Genomic DNA, 16303 nt, shown 5'->3' on the forward strand with positions numbered 1-16303 from the left:
GCGGCTATCGGGCGACCACCGGACTGCCGCCGCGCCACCATTGGGGGCCGCTTCTGCCCTGCTAGCGCAAAGCCCCGGAAGTGTCTTCCAGGCGCTCGACACGGATGGCCGGCGCCCAGGTGCCCGGCTGGTTTGGGCGCACTACCACGCCGGTGACCGTCACCTCGCGGCTGCCCAGCGCCCGGGCCTGCTCCACGGGAAGCGCGTCCAGCACCCAGACCGCGCCGTCTGCCGTGACCAGCATCGGCTGCTGGAACAGGGCGCTTCCCTTGACCATTACCTTACCGGTGAGCGCGATCACGCCCCCGGCCGGCACCGCGTGCACGCAGGCCGCCAGTACGGCGCAGAGCGCGGCGATCAGGATCAGGATGCGGTGCATGGCGTGGTCGGTGCGGGCCTGTCAGTACACCACCACCGACAACGTCGCGCCGGCCGGAATGCGCACGGTCTCGCTGAACGTGGCGCCGGTGTTGGTGCGCACCACCGGGAAGCTGCCGTAGGGCTGCAGCGTGGGGGCTACCGAGCCTGGCAGCTTGCGCGTGGCGCGGTACTTGTCCGGATCGATCAGCGGCAAGGTGAAGCCGCCTTCGACGCGGGCCGGGTAGCCAAAGCGCGCCGGCGAGGACGCCGCCGGCATCAGCGAATTGCTGGTCACGCTCCAGCGCAGCAGTTCCTGCTCGAAGCCGGAATCCGCGCGCGCAGTCTTGATGGACTGGTCGAGCACGGTCTTCGAATCGGTGCTGCTGGTGCGCGAGAGCAGGTCCTTGTAGAAGGCCAGGCCGAGCTGCCGGTCGAGGAAGCCGCCGAAGCTGCCCGATACCGAGTAGCTCTCGCAGGTTGCGCCGAAGCCGGTGAAGCTCATCAGATTGCAATTGAAATTGCCGTTGCCGTAGCTCACGTAGTCGCGAAAGCGCACGTCGCGGATCGCGTTGAAGGTGGCGTCGACGGTATAGCTGGCGAAGTCCTCCATCATCATCGCCGACATCTCCTCCAGCCAGGTATCGAACGCGTACTGCGGGCCGGCCTTGACGCCGCGGCGATAGAAATTCTGCATGTGCATGCCTTCATGCGCCATGGTCATCTTCATCGACTTCAGGCCCTCGGCGCCGCCCAGGTAGAGCGTCTCGGAATCGAGGTAGAGCGACAGCGATTCGTTGCTGCGCGCATCTGATGTGTTCTTCAGGTTGTGCAGGCCCCAGAAGTAGCCCACCGTGCCGTACGGCGTGTTGTTGTTGTCGAAGTTGAGGATGACGATATCGACCGGCTGGCCGGTGCCGGAAATCAGGTTGCTGTAGCTGTGCGGCCCCCACATCGGACCGCCCACCGAGGTCAGCATGTCATAGATGCCGCCGGCGCCGGCGAAGCCCGACGCAAGCGAATCGACGATGGTGTTGCTGATCTTGCTGCCGGTCGGGGTCCATTCCGTGGTCTCCACCCAGAAGTTGACGATGGTGCCGTCCTGGCCGGGAACGCTGCGTTCGAGCGTGGCCGAATGCCGCGTGCCGTCCGTGTGGTACCAGCTCTTCACGTCACCGATCACGGAGGCCTGCGGCGGCGGCGGCGCCATCCCGGAGAAGCTGGCGGTGTGCTTGGTACCCGCCAGCGCGGCCCAGCCCGAACGGTTGAACTCGGATATGTCGCGCAGGGTCTGCTCGTCTTGCGACGAACCCGTGGCCTGCGCGGATTGAATCGAGAGGTTGCCCACCACCGGCTGGATCACCGACAGCGACAACGCCGGCATGGGCTGGGCCGTGGCGCCATTGGTGTAGAGCAGCGTGACAGCCTTGCCGTTCACTCCGCCGATGGCCACCGACAGGTCGGCCGCGGTGCCGGCGGTGTTGGACGCCTCCCAGATTCCCGTGCCGCTGCCCGCGTAGTTGCTGCCGTCGACCGCGCCACAGCCGCTGCACGCAGGGGCCAATGCCGGCGCCGGCACCGAGGGAACCGGGACGACGGGCGGGCTGGCCGTCGCCTGGGTAGCTGGCGCATCGCCCCCGCCACCTCCACAAGCCGCCAGCATCGCGGCGGCCAGGAGTGATGCGATCACGCTGGCGCGCGCGCGGATTCCGGTGTCCGACATTCTCTTCTTGCTCCGTTTCTGGGATGGCAGCGCAGCCTCGGCGTGCGCATTGACAACGCCAATATCGGCATCCGCCGATCGGAGCTTTAGTACCGGATGTGCCTCATGTGGCGCTGGGCGCCGGCGTGTCAGCCGCCGCCGCCACCGCGCCAGCGCCGGTACATGGCCATGAGCGGCGTGGCCGAGGAGCCGTGCAGCGCCACCGAGAGCACCACCACGCACAGCGTGGCGTCGGCCAGCAGCAGGGCATGGCGTGGATCGGCACCATGCGCGAGGGCGTATGCCAGGTAATAGACCGAGCCGATGCCCCGCACGCCGAACCATGCCACCAGGCGGCGCTGGGCGGGCTGCAGCGCCGCCCCGGCGGTGCTGAGATACACGGCCAGCGGGCGTACCAGCAGGATCAGCGCCAGCCCCAGGCCGAGGTATTCCCAGCGCAGCAGCCGCGCCGACAGCAGCGCGCCCACCAGCACCATCACGCTCAGTTCGGCAAGCCGCTCGAGATCCAGCGAGAACTCGCCGACGATATGCGCCAGGTAGGCCGCAGCCTTGTCGTGCTGCACCGCCGTGCTTTCCTGGCCGACCAGCGCGGCCGACTCCAGCACTTCGCTGGGCTCTGTGTCCACGTTCTCGGCATGCTCCACATGCCGCATCGCCAGGCCGGCGGCGAACACGGCAAGGAAGCCATAGCTGTGTGCAGCCAGCGCCGCACCGTAGGCCGTCCCGATCAGGCCGATGGTGAAGAAGCTCTCCATGCCGAGCGCGCCACCGTGACGCTTGCGCAAGGCCAGCACCGCGCGGCTGCACAGCCAGCCCATGCCCCAGCCCAGCGCCAGGCCGGCCAGCGTGGCCCACAGCAGCTCGGCCCACAACCAGTGCTGCCAGGTGCCGCCCGCCCCGCGCGCGCCCATCAGCCCGAGCGCGAGCATGACGAAGGGAAAGGCGGCGCCATCGTTCAGCCCGCCCTCCCCGCTCAGGCTGAAGCGCATGCGATCGCGGTCCTGCGGGTCAGCCACCTGCACATCGGAGGCCAGCACCGGATCGGTCGGCGCCAGGATGGCGGCCAGCAGCAGCGCCACGCCGGCCGGCAGCCCCATGAGCAGCGTGCCGATCGCATACAGCATGGCAATGGTCAGCAGCATGCCCAGCGTGGCCAGCCGCAGGGGAATGCGCCAGATCCGCTCGCGCGGATGCACGCGCAGCCGCAGCCCCACCGCGAACAGCGAGACCAGCAGCGCGATCTCGGTGATCGTTTCCAGCACCACGGCATGCCCGCGGTCGGCCAGGTCGGCCCGGATCAGGCCCATCCCCGACGGCCCGAGCGCGATACCGGACACGAGGTACAGCGCGGAAGCCGAGACCGGCAGGCGCTTCATCATCGAGCCGATCAGCCCCATGGTGATCAGCAGCGCGCCGATGACCCATGCCCAGGTGCCAAGCAAGCGGGTACCTCCGGAGGCTTCTGCGGGATCGCCAGGATTCAGGATCCGCAGGATTGGTCGGACGGATGCGCGTTGCCGGCTCGCGGGCGGGCATCCAGCGGGCATCCATATTGCGGCGCACCGCGCAGACCAATACGCAAGCGCGCCATTGCACGCGGCCATGGCCGCGCCGCAGCATGCCAGGCAATGCACGGCGCCCGCCGTCATGCAAGAATGGCCGGCGGCATTTGAAAAAATTACCGGCGCAAAGGGCAGGCCCATGTCACCAACACGTTTTCTTGCACCGATGCTCGCGCTGCCGCTGGCCGGTCTGGGCGCGTGCTCCACCGCGGATGTGCTCAATGGATTAACCCAAAGCAAGGCGTATGCCCTGAGCGCCGGCGTCCCCTTTGCCAGCGGCGCACGGGGCAAGCTCGACGTCTACGCGCCGCGCGAGCCGGCATGCGGCGGCAAGGCGCCGGTGGTGGTGTTCTTCTACGGCGGCACCTGGAGCAGTGGCGAGAAGGCCGACTATGCCTACGTCGCCGCCGCGCTGGCCGCGCGGGGCATCCTTACCGTGATTCCCGACTACCGCCTCTATCCCGAGGTCGGCTACCCCGATTTCCTGGCCGACAACGCGCGCGCGGTCGCCTGGACGCGGCGCGAGATCGCCAGCTATGGCGGCGACCCGCAGCGCCTGTTCGTGATGGGCCATAGTGCCGGCGCCTACAACGCCGCCATGCTGGCGCTCGATCCGCGCTGGCTGGAAGGCGTCGACATGAGCCCGGCACAATTGCGCGGCTGGATCGGCCTGGCCGGGCCCTACGATTTCCTGCCCATCGAGAACCCGCAGGCCAGGCCCGTGTTCCACCATCCCGACTACCCCGCCGGCTCGCAGCCGATCGACTATGCGCGGGCGGGCACGCCCGCCGCCTTCATCGGCGTGGATGAAGGCGACCGCCTGGTCAACCCGCAGCGCAACTCGGCGCAGATGGCGGCCAGGCTGGAACAGCGCGGCGTGCCCACGCAGTACCGCAGCTACGCGCGGCTCTCGCACACCTTGCTGATCGGCGCCTTCTCCGATCCCCTGCACTGGCTGTCGCCGGTGCGCGACGATGTGGCCGATTTCGTGCTGCGCCGTGCCGAATGCGGGAGCGCGCCATGAGCGTGCCGTCGCCCTGCATCAAGATCTGCAAGTTCGACGAGGCCACCGGCTACTGCAAGGGGTGCCTGCGCACGCGCAAGGAATGCAAGGCGTGGAAGGAACTGAAAAAGAAGAAGCGCAGGAAGATCATCGCCGCGAGGCCGGAGCGCGAGGTGGCGCTGCGCGATGCCAGGAAGAAGGGCTGAGGCAGGGAAAGCGCGGCGCCACGGACGTGGTGGCGCCGGTCGGCACCGCCGCGGCCGTGGCGGCGATCAGTAGATCTCCGGCACCACCATGGCCTGTGGCACCGGCTGCCGCGTGTAGTCCTCGTGCCGCTCGCGCTGCGGCAGCACCACCGGCGGCTGCACGCGCTCGACGTAGGGCATCTGCTGCAGCAGGTGATGGATGCAGTTCAGGCGCGCCTTCTTCTTGTCGACCGCCTGCACCACCCACCACGGCGCCTCGGCGATATGGGTGCGCTCCAGCATGATCTCCTTGGCGCGCGTGTAGTCCTCCCAGCGGCGGCGCGACTCGAGATCCATCGGGCTGAGCTTCCACTGCTTGAGCGGGTCATGGATGCGGCTGAGGAAGCGCAGGTTCTGTTCGTCGTCGGAGATCGAGAACCAGTACTTGATGACCTGGATGCCCGAGCGCACCAGCATGCGCTCGAACTCCGGCACGGAGCGGAAGAACTCCTCGTACTGGTCGTCGGTGCAGAAACCCATCACGCGCTCGACCCCGGCGCGGTTGTACCAGCTGCGGTCGAACAGCACGATCTCGCCGGCGGCCGGCAGGTGCGAGACATAGCGCTGGAAATACCATTGCGTGCGCTCGCGGTCGTTGGGCGCGGGCAGCGCCGCCACGCGGGCCACGCGCGGATTGAGCCGCTGCGTGATGCGCTTGATCACGCCGCCCTTGCCGGCGGCGTCGCGCCCTTCAAACAGGATCACGACCTTGTGGCCGCTCTCCACCACCCAGCTCTGCAGCTTGACCAGCTCGCCCTGCAGGCGGAACAGCTCGCGGAAATACTCGCGGCGCGCAGCGCGCTCCTCTTCGTCCAGGCCGCCGCCGCCTTCGCCGAACAGCGTGTCGACGTGGTGGTCTTCCAGCTCCAGTTCGAGTTCTTCGTCATAGTGATCGGCCACCTCGCGGTGGATACGCCGGATCAGCTCGCTCTCGTCTGGTCTCATCGCACACTCCTCTTCGCATCAGCACGCCAGCCTAGCAGCAGCATGTGACGGCGGTATGAACGGGCGCCACTGCCGTCCGGTGGCGTTCAGTAGTCTTCCTGCTTGCGGAACGCCCAGCGCCCGGCCAGCACGGTGAAGCTGGCCACCAGCACCACCAGCACCCAGAAGCCGTGCGGGTGGTCCGCCAGCGGAATGCCGCCCACGTTCATGCCGAAGAAGCCGGCCACGATATTGATGGGCAGCGCCAGCACCGTCACCAGGGTCAGTGTAAACAGCGTGCGGTTGGTCTGCTCGTTTAGCTTGGCGGCGATTTCTTCCTGCAGCAGCTTGATGCGCTCGACCAGCGCCGCCAGGTCGCTGAGCACCAGCGAGAACTCTTCGGTGGATTCGCGCAGGTCCTGGCTGTCCTCCTCGCGCAGCCAGTCCGGCGGCCGGTTCAGCAGCCGGAACAGCGCGCCGGGCTCGGGCGCCAGCAGCCGCTGCAGCCGCACCAGCCCGCGCCGCATCGAGCCCAGCTCCACACGGTTGCCCTGCAGCCGCTGCGACAGCAGGCGGTCTTCGATCAGGTCCACGTTGGCACTGGTTTCGCGCACGATGCGTACCAGCACGTCGGCCTGGTCGCGCAGCAAGTGCACCAGCAGCGACAGCGGCGAACTGAACAGCTCGCCCTGCTTGACCGAGGCGCGCAACTGGTCCACCGAGCGCAGCGGCTTGAGGCGGGCCGTCACCAGCAGGCGGCGGTCGGCGCAGGCCCACAGCGTGGAGATATCGGTGGAAGTGACGCCGAAGTTATAAATGACGTCGTTGACCACGGCCAGCAGCGCCGCGTCGAGGCGTTCGATACGCGTGGAACGGGAGCCCTCGCGCAGCGCCTCGAAAAACCCTTCAGGCAGGTCCATCTGCCCTTTGAGCCAGCGCTCGCAGGCGCTATGGGCGAGGTTGAAGTGCAGCCAGATGAATTCGTCGCCAGGCGGCGGCGCCTTGAGCCAGGCGGATGCGCTGGCCGAGTCGATGGGCTGGCCCGGCTTTCCCGGCGGGAAGCGGAAGCCGCTTACCAGGCCGACCGGATCGGAGCCGTAGCCGGCTTCGACGATAGCCGCTTGCATGTATTGCCTCTTCGATTGCGCGAAAACGGCACATTAGCATGACGGCATGACACGGGGCAGAGGTCTGCCGGGCGGCGCCGGAGACCGGCGCACGCGGCCCCGTGGGTTCAGCCGAACTTGCGCCGCGCGTCCAGCGCCAGGCCCGAGCCGATGCCGCCGAACAGGTCGCCCTCGATGCGCTGCGCGCCCGGGATCAGTTCGGAAAGCCGCTCGCGCAGCAGCGGCACGCTGCTGGAGCCGCCTGTGAACAGCACGGTATCGATGCCATCGGCCTGCACGCCGGCGTCGCGCAGCAGGGCCTGCACGGTCTGCTCGGTCTTGCCGACCAGCTTGCCGATCGACTGGTCGAAGTCGGCGCGGCTGATGGCCATGGTCTCGCCCGGCGCGATGCGGCCCAGGTCGAGCTCGGTCTGCGGCTCGGCGGACAGCGCGATCTTGGCCGCTTCCACCTGGATCGCCAGCCAGTGGCCGGCACGCTGCTTGATCAGGCTGATCAGGCGGTCGAGCTTGACCTTGTCGGCGGCGTCGCGATAGTTGTCCATCACGTGCGACCACGCCTTGCGCGTGTACACCAGGTTGATGGTGTGCCAGCTCGCCAGGTCGAAGTACTGCCCCGACGGCATCGCCTTGCCGTTGCGCAGCTCGCTGCCCAGGCCGAGGAAGGGCATCACGCTGGCCAGGCTCAGGCTCTTGTCGAAATCCGTGCCGCCGATATGCACGCCGCCGTTGGCGAGGATGTCGCCGCGCCGGTCGGTCTTGCCGGCGCGCTCGGGCGACAGGCGCACCAGCGAGAAGTCCGAGGTACCGCCGCCGATGTCCGCCACCAGCACCAGTTCCTCGCGGGAAATCGTCGCTTCGTAGTCGAAGGCCGCGGCGATCGGCTCGTACTGGAACTCGATGTCCCTGAAGCCGGCGTCGGCGGCGATTTCGCGCAGGGTCTGCTCGGCAAGCTGGTCGGCCTTCTGGTCTTCGTCGATGAAGAACACCGGGCGGCCCAGCACGACCTGCTCGAAGCGCGCGCCCGCGACGCTCTCGGCACGCTGCTTGAGTTCACCGATGAAATGCGCGAGCAGCTTGCGGAACGGCATGGCCTGGCCCATCACCTCGGTGCTGTCCTCCATCATCGAGGTGCCCAGCAGGCTCTTGAGCGAGCGCATCAGCCGCCCCTCGTAGCCGGCCAGGTAATCGCCGAGCGCGGCGCGGCCGTAGCTCACCAGCGGGTCTTCGGCATGGAAAAAGATCACCGAGGGCAGCGTCAGCTTGCCGTCTTCGAGCGGCAACAGCGTGGCCTGGCCCGGACGGACCCAGCCCACCGTGGAATTGGAGGTGCCGAAATCGAGGCCGCATGCGTTTGACGTCATGTTTCTTGTTTCTTTCCTGCTGCAAAAATGAAGCCCTGAATCATAGCGCGTTCCTGGCAAGCGAACGGTCCGGCCGGCCCCGGGGATGGTCAGGCCGGCGCGTTGAGCAGGGCGAGTATCTGCTGGTGCAGGCGCGCATCGCCGCAGGCGACCACGGTGCCGCCGTGCTGCGCATCGCCACCGCTCCAGCTGGTCATCACGCCGCCGGCACCCTGCACGATCGGGATCAGCGCCTGCACGTCGTATGGCTTCAGGCCCGCCTCGACGACCGCGTCCACGTGGCCGGCGGCAACCATGCAATAGGCGTAGCAGTCGCCCCCGTAGCGCTGCATCCGGGCGGCATCCGCGACGCGGCGAAAGGCCGCGAACTGGGCCTCGTCCTCGAACATCTCCGGCGTGGTGCACATCACCTTGGCCTGCGCGAGGTCCGCGCAAGGGCGCGTGCGCAGCGGCTGGCCATTGAGCCAGGCGCCGCGCCCGTCGCCGCTGAAGCGCTCGCGCGTGAAGGGCTGGTCCATCACGCCGAGCACCGGCCGCTGGCCGTCGTTGAGTGCGATCAGCGTACCCCACAGCGGCAGCCCGGTGATAAAAGCCCGGGTGCCGTCGATCGGATCCAGCACCCAGGTCAGCGGCGAACTGCCGGCCACGCGCTCCTCCTCCTCGCCCAGGATGCCGTGCTCGGGGTAGCGTGCCCGGATCAGGGCGCGCATGGCATGCTCGGCAGCCTTGTCGGCCTCGGTGACCGGGTCGAAACGCCGGCCGCCCTTGTCCTGCACCGCGGGCGCGCTGCGGAAGTACGGCAGGCTGGCGGCGCCGGCCGCTTGCGCGAGCTGGCCCGCGAAGTCCATGTATTCGGTCAGTTGCTCGGCGGTGAAAGGCATCTCGGGGTCCTGGTGCGGTACGGCGGGGGCTGTCCCCGGGCGGGGAATGGCGCAGCGCGTCCGGGAAGCCAGCATTGTAGCGGCACGCACCGTGCAGGCCCTGCCCCGGCCGGGCGGCGCGGAGCCTGGCGCCGATTGTCTTTGGCGCCGTGCCCGCCCGATGCTAATGTCAAGCGTGCGGGTAGCCGTTTCCTGCCTCGCCCAACAGCCCGTTCCCCTTGCGCCGCGCGCCTGCCGCGCCCCCTCCGAGCTTGCTGAGTGACCCCGGGCATACCCCTTGCCGACGCGTCCGCGCTCCGTAAAAAAATTTCGGCGCGCGTGTAAGTTCGTGGCCTGACCGTCGACAAAAGCACATAGAACGCTGCAGCGCCACGCCCTCATCCCATCCGGACCCCGGCGCGCGTTGCGCAATATCGCCCGCTCCTGGAGAACGACGGTGGAGACAAATCAGCCATCGCGGCCCGTACCCGGCCGCCGCGGACATACGTCCGCCATCATCCAGCCTGGCTGGGTGCGCCTGACCCACTGGCTCAACGCCATCGCCGTCGTCATCATGGTCCTCAGCGGCTGGCGCATCTACAACGCCTCGCCGCTGTTCGGCCTGCGCTTTCCGAATGACATCACGCTCGGCGGCTGGCTGGGCGGCGCGCTGCAGTGGCACTTCGCCGCGATGTGGCTGCTGGTGGCCAACGGGCTGTTCTACCTGTCGATGAACGTGCTGACCGGCCGCTTGCGCCGCCGCTTCCTGCCGCTGTCGCTGCGCGGCGCGCTGCGCGACATCGGTGCCGCGCTGCGCGGCCGCCTGGCGCATGCGGACCTGGCGCAATACAACGCGGCGCAGAAGGCGATGTACTGCGGCGTGGTGCTGATACTGGTGCTGACCGTGTTGTCCGGCCTCGCGGTGTGGAAATCGGTGCAATTCCCGTTGCTGCGCACGCTGATGGGCGGCTACGACGCGGCGCGCTGGGTCCATTTCGTCTGCATGAGCGCCATCGTGCTGTTTGTGGTCGTGCATGTGGCGATGGTGGCGCTGGTGCCGCGCACGCTGCTGATCATGCTGCGCGGCCGCTGAGTACCCGCTTCCCCCCACGCAAGAGAGCTCCCATGACCAAGCCCAAGACCATCGCCGTGCCGGACCGGGAACTGATCCTGCGCGATGCTGCGCGCGCACTCGACATGCCCTCGCGCCGCCTGTTCGGCAAGCGTGCCATCACGCTCGGCGGCTTGTCGCTGCTGACCGGTTGCAGCATCAGCGACGACGCCTCCGTCGAGCGCTTCCTCGCCGCGGTGTCGCGCTTCAACGACCGAGTGCAGGGCTGGCTGTTCGATCCCGACCGGCTGGCGCCGACCTACGATGAATCCCGGCTGACGCGACCGTTCCCGTTCAACGCCTTCTACGGCGAGGATGAAGTGCCGCAGGTGCAGGCCGATGGCTTTCGCCTCGAAGTGAGCGGCCTGGTCGCGCGCAAGACCCCGTGGACACTCGAGCAGCTCTACGCGCTGCCGCAGACCTCGCAGGTCACGCGGCATATTTGCGTGGAGGGCTGGAGTGCCATCGGCAAATGGGGCGGCACGCCGTTCTCGACGTTCCTGCAGCGGGTGGGCGCGGACACCAGCGCCCGCTACGTCGGCTTCCGCTGCGCCGACGACTACTACACCAGCATCGACATGCCGACCGCGCTGCATCCGCAGACCTTGCTGACCTTTACCTACGACGGGGAAAGACTGCCTCCCAAATACGGCTTTCCCATGAAGCTGCGCATGCCGACCAAGCTTGGCTACAAGAACCCCAAGCACATCATGGCGCTGTACGTCACCAACACGTATCCCGGCGGTTACTGGGAAGACCAGGGATACAACTGGTTCGGCGGATCCTGACCCGCATGGATCCGCGCGAAGAATCGGCCGGCATGGTGCCGGCCTGCACACTGACCACCCCAAGGAGTATTCCATGAACAAACTGTTCGCAGCCCTGCTCTCGGCCACCATGCTGCTCGGCGGCCACGCTTTCGCGCAGGACGCCATGAAGAAGGATGCCGCTCCCATGAGCAAGGACAGCAGCATGGCCAAGGACACCATGGGCAAGGACGCCATGGGCAAGGATGCAATGAGCAAGGATGCGATGAGCAAGGACAAGATGAAGAAGGGGCACGACGCCATGGGCAAGGACACGATGGGGAAGGACGCCATGGGCAAGGATGCGATGAGCAAGGACGCCACGAAGCAGTAGGGACATCGCCATCGCGCTCCCGCCTGCCGCGCAAGCGGCAGCCGTGCCGAAACGCCCCGCCCGAGCGCGGGGCGGCTGCTTTGTGCCTCAGGCATCTCCGGCGTCACGCTCCGCCCATCGGTACATACCCGCAGCGTGCCGCACTGAAAGGCGGATGAAAGCACCCGCGCCTACCGTGAATGGATAAGCCATCGGGGCCGCAGCCTGCGCGCGCCTGCTGTCGAGGATATCTCGTGGCACAACGATGCAGGCGGGGAGGCGGCGTCATGGATTTGATCGAGCATCTGGGCCTTGGGTTCTCCACGGCCCTGACCCTGCAGAACATAGGCTACTGCTTCCTCGGCTGCGTGCTGGGCACGCTGATCGGCGTGCTGCCGGGCATCGGCCCGCTGGCCACCATCGCCATGCTGCTGCCGGTGACCTACACGCTGCCCCCGGTGGCCGCGCTGATCATGCTGGCCGGCATCTACTACGGCGCGCAGTACGGTGGCTCGACCACCGCCATCCTGGTCAACCTGCCTGGTGAATCGTCGTCGGTGGTGACCACCATCGATGGCTACCAGATGGCCAGGCGAGGGCGAGCGGGGGTGGCGCTGGCCACCGCCGGCCTGGGCTCGTTCTTCGCCGGCTGCGTGGCGACCCTGATCCTGGCTGCGTTCGCCACGCCGCTGTCGGAACTGGCATTCAAGTTCGGCCCGGCCGAGTACTTCTCGCTGATGGTGCTGGGCCTGATCGGCGCCGTAGTGCTGGCGTCGGGCTCACTGGCGAAAGCCGTGGCGATGATCGTGCTGGGCCTGCTGCTGGGCCTGGTCGGCACCGACGTGAACTCGGGCGCCGCGCGCTTCTCCTTCGATGTGCCTGAACTCACCGATGGCGTCGACTTCGTCGCGCTGGCCATGGGCATGTTCGGCTTCGCGGAAATCATCGCGAACCTGGAGCAGAAGGAAAACCGCGAGACCTTCACCGACCATGTCACCAACCTGTGGCCGAGCAAGGCCGATTTCAAGCGCATGATCCCTGCCGTGCTGCGTGGCACGCTGCTGGGCTCAGCACTGGGCATCCTGCCGGGCGGCGGCGCGGCGCTGGCCTCGTTCGCGGCCTACTCGCTGGAAAAGAAGACCTCGAAGTACTCGCATGAGTTCGGCAAGGGCGCCATCGAAGGCGTGGCGGGTCCGGAATCGGCCAACAACGCCGCGGCGCAGACCTCCTTCATCCCGCTGCTGACGCTGGGCATTCCGCCCAACGCGGTGATGGCGCTGATGGTGGGCGCGATGACCATCCACAATATCCAGCCGGGCCCGCAGGTCATGACCAGCAACCCCGCGCTGTTCTGGGGGCTGATCGCCTCGATGTGGATCGGCAACCTGATGCTGATCATCCTGAACCTGCCGCTGATCGGCATCTGGGTCAAGCTGCTGCAGGTGCCCTACCGCTACCTGTTCCCGGCCATCCTGACGTTCTGCTGCATCGGCGTGTACTCGGTCAACAACCAGACCTTCGACGTCTTCACGGCGGCCGCCTTCGGCGTGGTCGGCTATCTCTTCATCAAGCTCAAGTGCGAACCGGCGCCGCTGCTGCTGGGCTTCGTGCTGGGACCGATGATGGAGGAGAATTTCCGCCGCGCGCTGCTGCTCTCGCGTGGAGCGTTCACGGTGTTCGTGACGCGGCCGCTGTCGCTGGGCCTGCTGATCGCCGCCGCCGTGCTGGTGGCCATCGTGGCGCTGCCTTCGATCAAGGCCAAGCGCGAAGAGGCCTTCCAGGAAGAGTGAGGCGCGCCTTGATGCGCGCCCGCGCGCACGCTCTGCTAGCCCGCGCTGCGCGCTTCGGCTCGGTCGTGCCCGGTCCACGTCAGGCGCCAGCCGGACGTGGCGGTCTTCGCCACCAGCCCCGCATCCTGCAGCAGCAGCAGATGGTGGCTGAGCTTGGCCGCCTCGACATTGCCGAGTGCCTTGGCAAGCTGGAGGTCGCTCATCATTGCCTGGCTATCGGAACGCAATGCCGTCAGCACCCGGTCCGCGAAAGACATGTCTCGCCGCATCTCGTCCCCCCGCAGTATCGCAGCGCAGCGCCGGTGCGCCGGCACTTTCCCCCTGCTGCCAGCATAGGCGCTAACGCGCACCCATAGTGATATTTCGCGCGGCGCGCCATGGGTGTGCCGTCGCGCAAAACAAATCGCACATTCGAGAACAAACGGCGTATGCTGCCCAGGAAAACGCCGGCACGGGAGACGACGATGTCCAGACAGATCAAGCACAAGGCGGAACTGCGCGCGATGATTCGCGCGGAGCAACTGAAGTACCCGGAATGCGCCGGCACCTGTTTCGGCGACGTGGCATGGCACGCTCCCGACACGAACGGCTGCAACTGGACCGTGTCCACCATGGAAGGCGCGAACAGCAAGGCCTGCCTGGAGAAGATCCAGGCCTTCACGAATTCCCTGCAGCAGAACTACAACGTGCCGGACGAAGGCAAGTAGCGCGGCAATGCACCGCGGGGCGACCGCCCCGCGGCCAGTCCGTACCAGCTATCCGGGGAAGCGCATGCGCGGCACGCCGGCGGCGACACGGGAGCCTACCGGGCGCAACTCGCCTTCCCATGGCTGCGCCTGCAGGTCCAGCACGTAGTCGCCTTCGCCGGCCTTGTCGTAGAGGTTGTCGCGGATTACCTGCCCGATCGCCAGGCGGCAGAGGGCTTCGGAGTTGTCGGCAACAGTGCCGGCCAGCGCGGTCTCCTCGCTGGCCTGTACGCCGAACGAGCGCCTGCCCTCGCCGACGAAACTGGTGAAGCGCACGCCGTTCGGACGGCTGGCGTCGACGAAGCTCACGGCAACGTGGTAGGCGATTCCCTTGCCCTGGCCAGGCAGAGTGCACAGGAAGTTGGACGGTAAGGCAACCTTGTTCATGGTGTATGCGCTTGCGAGGCCGCGGCACACGCGGCCGGATTGACAGGCAGACAGACCAGCGGCACGAACCACATCACCTACCGGTCCACCATGTTACCGGGGATGGCTGCGGCCCATGCGGCAGCCCTGGCCAGGTGTCAGAGCGATACCACGGATTGCCCGGGAACCGCGCCGTTGATGATGTCTTCGGCGTAGCGCAGTACCCCGCGCCGCGCCGCGCCCACGTTGTCCCACTGCGTGCTGTCGAGGCGGAACGTGAGCGCATGCCCGCCGCTGGGCTCGCCGCCCTCGCGGCAGATCACCACGGCGGCGTCAAAAGTCCGGTCTGGCCTGCGTTCTGGCCAGTTGCGCACCACCGCATGCTTATATACGAGCGGGTACAGGTCGTATCCCTTATAGCTGGCAATCGGGTTGGTATCCATGATCCGCTCCGCATTTTGATGTTTCTCACTGTACTCCTATCACCCGGGCCGCTCGCCATTTATTTGCTGCCGCGCGAGCGGCCTGCAGACGTAAAAAAACCCCGCAATGCGGGGTTTTTTCACGAAGCGACTCGGGCGATCAGATCGGCTCGATCTTGGTCGCTGCCGGGCCCTTTTGGCCAACGCCGGCTACGTAACGGACCTTCTGGCCTTCTTGCAGGGACTTGAAGCCGCTGCCTTGAATTTCCGAGAAGTGAGCGAACAGGTCGTTGCCGCCTGCGTCCGGGGTGATGAAGCCGAAGCCCTTGGAATCATTGAACCACTTGACGGTACCGGTTTCCATGCTGGATATCCTTTAAACCTTAAAAGTTCTGAATGAGCCTGATGCTCACCAGGCACGACGATCAAGGAAGGAACATGGAGCAATTGAATCGCCGCTTGGAGGGGACGATCCATAACATCGGAGTAACCGCTTGAAAGACCTGCATCAGCGTTTATACAGGGACGCACCCACGATGTCAACGATGCGATAGAAAAAGTATGCCGGGGACCGCGCTCTGGTCACCCCGGCCGCGGTCCGGATGCGCTCAGTCGTCGTAGCCGTCCAGCCCGACGCGGTATAGGGTGGCCCCGACTTTCTCGAGCAATGCGCGCGCGGCATCGGAAAACGGTTCGCTGGCCAGCAGCGCGGCCAGCCCTGCCACGGCGTCGTCGACCGACAACTCGACCGTTTCATCAGTGGCAATGCGTTCGAAAGTGCTGATTACTACGGTCGGGTCCATCCGGATTCTCCTGCAAGAAATGCGTTTCGCCGCCCCGGCGGCATGCCGGGGCCAGCAATCAGCGCGAATGGTAGCACCACCACGGCGCGCCCCGGCAGGCACGCAAGCGGATTGCGCGCGGCTGCCTGCCCCGCCCCACATGCTCCCCGCGGCAGCGGGCCTCACCGGGCCTCACCGGGTCTCGCCACGCTCCTGCTTCGGCGGCAGCGCGCGCAGGCGCCGGTTGACCTCCAGCAACGTGTCGCAATCGTCACCGCCGTCTGCGGCGCGCTTGCGGATATAGGCGGTGATGCCCAGCAGCGGACGCTTGCGCTCGCCGCAGGCGGCCCTGGCGTGCGCACAAGCCACTTCGGTTTCCTTGTCGAGACTGTCTCGCACGATGCTCAGCAGGTCGCCGCAGTTCGCCGGCTGGACCGGCTGGACCGGCTGGACCGGCTGGACCGGCTGAGCCGGCAGGGCCGCGGGAGGCGCCGGGGCTGCGCCAGGCTGGCTTGCGTCTTCGGCGTCCGCCGCACGCACGCCGGTGGCAAGTACGGCAACCGCCACGCACAGCAGGTGACCGACATATCGGCCCCGCCTCGACAAGGCATCTGGCGCGAATCGTTTGAAATTTCTACAAAACTTATCCGGCATGGGGCTGGAAAAAAATACAAGGAAAACGAGACCGGCGTGCGGTGCCAGCGCCGCGGCGGGACGCCGGCGTGCCATACACGGCGGCCGGCGGCGGCGTACGATGCCAATGCAGGAATCGTTCCCTGCGCCTGTCGTTCCCTCCGCCTCGCCC

Annotated in this window: 20 protein-coding genes; 7 read left to right on the top strand and 13 right to left on the bottom strand. The window is 67.1% G+C overall.

The window, feature by feature from the left end; all coding sequences use genetic code 11:
* Window positions 1-61: 61 nt before the first annotated feature.
* The 3 genes from AC1DK4_RS05235 to AC1DK4_RS05245 all read right to left on the bottom strand — a co-directional run bounded on the left by AC1DK4_RS05235 (window position 62) and on the right by AC1DK4_RS05245 (window position 3522).
* Window positions 62-379, bottom strand: a complete 318-nt coding sequence (locus AC1DK4_RS05235) for a DUF5818 domain-containing protein (protein ID WP_441612660.1) — start codon at window positions 377-379, stop codon at window positions 62-64.
* A gap of 21 nt (window positions 380-400) precedes the next feature.
* Window positions 401-2080: a M30 family zinc metallopeptidase gene (locus AC1DK4_RS05240; protein WP_441612661.1), complete on the bottom strand. Its 1680-nt coding sequence runs from the start codon at window positions 2078-2080 to the stop codon at window positions 401-403.
* Window positions 2081-2208: 128 nt separating this feature from the next.
* Window positions 2209-3522, bottom strand: a complete 1314-nt coding sequence (locus AC1DK4_RS05245) for a cation:proton antiporter (RefSeq protein ID WP_441643355.1) — start codon at window positions 3520-3522, stop codon at window positions 2209-2211.
* Between the two features lie 259 nt (window positions 3523-3781).
* Between AC1DK4_RS05245 and AC1DK4_RS05250 the strand changes: the two genes are divergently transcribed.
* Window positions 3782-4666 (top strand): alpha/beta hydrolase, encoded by an 885-nt coding sequence (locus tag AC1DK4_RS05250; protein ID WP_441612663.1) that lies wholly within the window; start codon window positions 3782-3784, stop codon window positions 4664-4666.
* Window positions 4663-4851 carry a DUF1289 domain-containing protein gene (locus AC1DK4_RS05255; RefSeq protein ID WP_441612664.1) on the top strand — a complete coding sequence of 63 codons (189 nt, stop codon included), beginning with the start codon at window positions 4663-4665 and terminating at the stop codon, window positions 4849-4851. The genes AC1DK4_RS05250 and AC1DK4_RS05255 overlap by 4 nt, the downstream gene beginning before the upstream one ends.
* A 66-nt stretch (window positions 4852-4917) precedes the next feature.
* Here the strand turns inward: AC1DK4_RS05255 and ppk2 are convergent, their stop codons facing one another.
* From ppk2 to hisN, 4 genes are all read right to left on the bottom strand, one after another.
* Window positions 4918-5835: a polyphosphate kinase 2 gene (gene ppk2 / locus AC1DK4_RS05260; protein WP_441612665.1), complete on the bottom strand. Its 918-nt coding sequence runs from the start codon at window positions 5833-5835 to the stop codon at window positions 4918-4920.
* A gap of 86 nt (window positions 5836-5921) precedes the next feature.
* Window positions 5922-6941 (bottom strand): transporter, encoded by a 1020-nt coding sequence (locus AC1DK4_RS05265; RefSeq protein WP_441612666.1) that lies wholly within the window; start codon window positions 6939-6941, stop codon window positions 5922-5924.
* A 107-nt stretch (window positions 6942-7048) separates the two neighbouring features.
* On the bottom strand, window positions 7049-8302 hold the full coding sequence (locus AC1DK4_RS05270; protein ID WP_441612667.1) for an Hsp70 family protein: 1254 nt from the start codon (window positions 8300-8302) through the stop codon (window positions 7049-7051).
* A gap of 89 nt (window positions 8303-8391) precedes the next feature.
* Complete coding sequence (gene hisN, locus AC1DK4_RS05275; RefSeq protein ID WP_441612668.1) at window positions 8392-9183, bottom strand: histidinol-phosphatase; 792 nt, start codon at window positions 9181-9183, stop codon at window positions 8392-8394.
* Window positions 9184-9619: 436 nt separating this feature from the next.
* On the opposite strand from hisN, the gene AC1DK4_RS05280 reads away from it, so the two are divergent.
* The 4 genes from AC1DK4_RS05280 to AC1DK4_RS05295 all read left to right on the top strand — a co-directional run bounded on the left by AC1DK4_RS05280 (window position 9620) and on the right by AC1DK4_RS05295 (window position 13182).
* Window positions 9620-10255 (top strand): cytochrome b/b6 domain-containing protein, encoded by a 636-nt coding sequence (locus AC1DK4_RS05280; RefSeq protein WP_441612669.1) that lies wholly within the window; start codon window positions 9620-9622, stop codon window positions 10253-10255.
* 32 nt (window positions 10256-10287) lie between these two features.
* Window positions 10288-11061 carry a molybdopterin-dependent oxidoreductase gene (locus tag AC1DK4_RS05285; protein ID WP_441612670.1) on the top strand — a complete coding sequence of 258 codons (774 nt, stop codon included), beginning with the start codon at window positions 10288-10290 and terminating at the stop codon, window positions 11059-11061.
* 73 nt (window positions 11062-11134) lie between these two features.
* A complete protein-coding gene (locus AC1DK4_RS05290; RefSeq protein WP_441612671.1) occupies window positions 11135-11413 on the top strand; it encodes a pentapeptide MXKDX repeat protein in 279 nt (92 codons plus the stop codon).
* 266 nt (window positions 11414-11679) lie between these two features.
* The gene (locus AC1DK4_RS05295) at window positions 11680-13182 is read left to right on the top strand and encodes a tripartite tricarboxylate transporter permease (RefSeq protein ID WP_441612672.1); all 1503 of its coding nucleotides are present in this window, start codon (window positions 11680-11682) and stop codon (window positions 13180-13182) included.
* Window positions 13183-13217: 35 nt separating this feature from the next.
* Here the strand turns inward: AC1DK4_RS05295 and AC1DK4_RS05300 are convergent, their stop codons facing one another.
* The gene (locus tag AC1DK4_RS05300; RefSeq protein WP_441612673.1) at window positions 13218-13439 is read right to left on the bottom strand and encodes a hypothetical protein; all 222 of its coding nucleotides are present in this window, start codon (window positions 13437-13439) and stop codon (window positions 13218-13220) included.
* A 207-nt stretch (window positions 13440-13646) separates the two neighbouring features.
* On the opposite strand from AC1DK4_RS05300, the gene AC1DK4_RS05305 reads away from it, so the two are divergent.
* Complete coding sequence (locus AC1DK4_RS05305) at window positions 13647-13889, top strand: hypothetical protein (protein WP_441612674.1); 243 nt, start codon at window positions 13647-13649, stop codon at window positions 13887-13889.
* 48 nt (window positions 13890-13937) lie between these two features.
* Here AC1DK4_RS05305 and AC1DK4_RS05310 read toward each other — a convergent pair whose 3' ends face one another.
* The 5 genes from AC1DK4_RS05310 to AC1DK4_RS05330 form a co-directional block, all read right to left on the bottom strand.
* Window positions 13938-14315 (bottom strand): hypothetical protein, encoded by a 378-nt coding sequence (locus tag AC1DK4_RS05310; RefSeq protein ID WP_441612675.1) that lies wholly within the window; start codon window positions 14313-14315, stop codon window positions 13938-13940.
* 137 nt (window positions 14316-14452) lie between these two features.
* Window positions 14453-14737: a hypothetical protein gene (locus AC1DK4_RS05315; RefSeq protein WP_441612676.1), complete on the bottom strand. Its 285-nt coding sequence runs from the start codon at window positions 14735-14737 to the stop codon at window positions 14453-14455.
* A gap of 139 nt (window positions 14738-14876) precedes the next feature.
* Entirely contained in the window at window positions 14877-15080 is a 204-nt protein-coding gene (locus AC1DK4_RS05320) for a cold-shock protein (protein ID WP_020202065.1), read from the bottom strand.
* Window positions 15081-15324: 244 nt separating this feature from the next.
* Complete coding sequence (locus AC1DK4_RS05325; RefSeq protein WP_441612677.1) at window positions 15325-15519, bottom strand: hypothetical protein; 195 nt, start codon at window positions 15517-15519, stop codon at window positions 15325-15327.
* A gap of 171 nt (window positions 15520-15690) precedes the next feature.
* Complete coding sequence (locus AC1DK4_RS05330; protein ID WP_441612678.1) at window positions 15691-16065, bottom strand: hypothetical protein; 375 nt, start codon at window positions 16063-16065, stop codon at window positions 15691-15693.
* Window positions 16066-16303 lie beyond the last annotated feature (238 nt).

The sequence above is a fragment of the Cupriavidus sp. 05N38 genome (assembly GCF_056397345.1).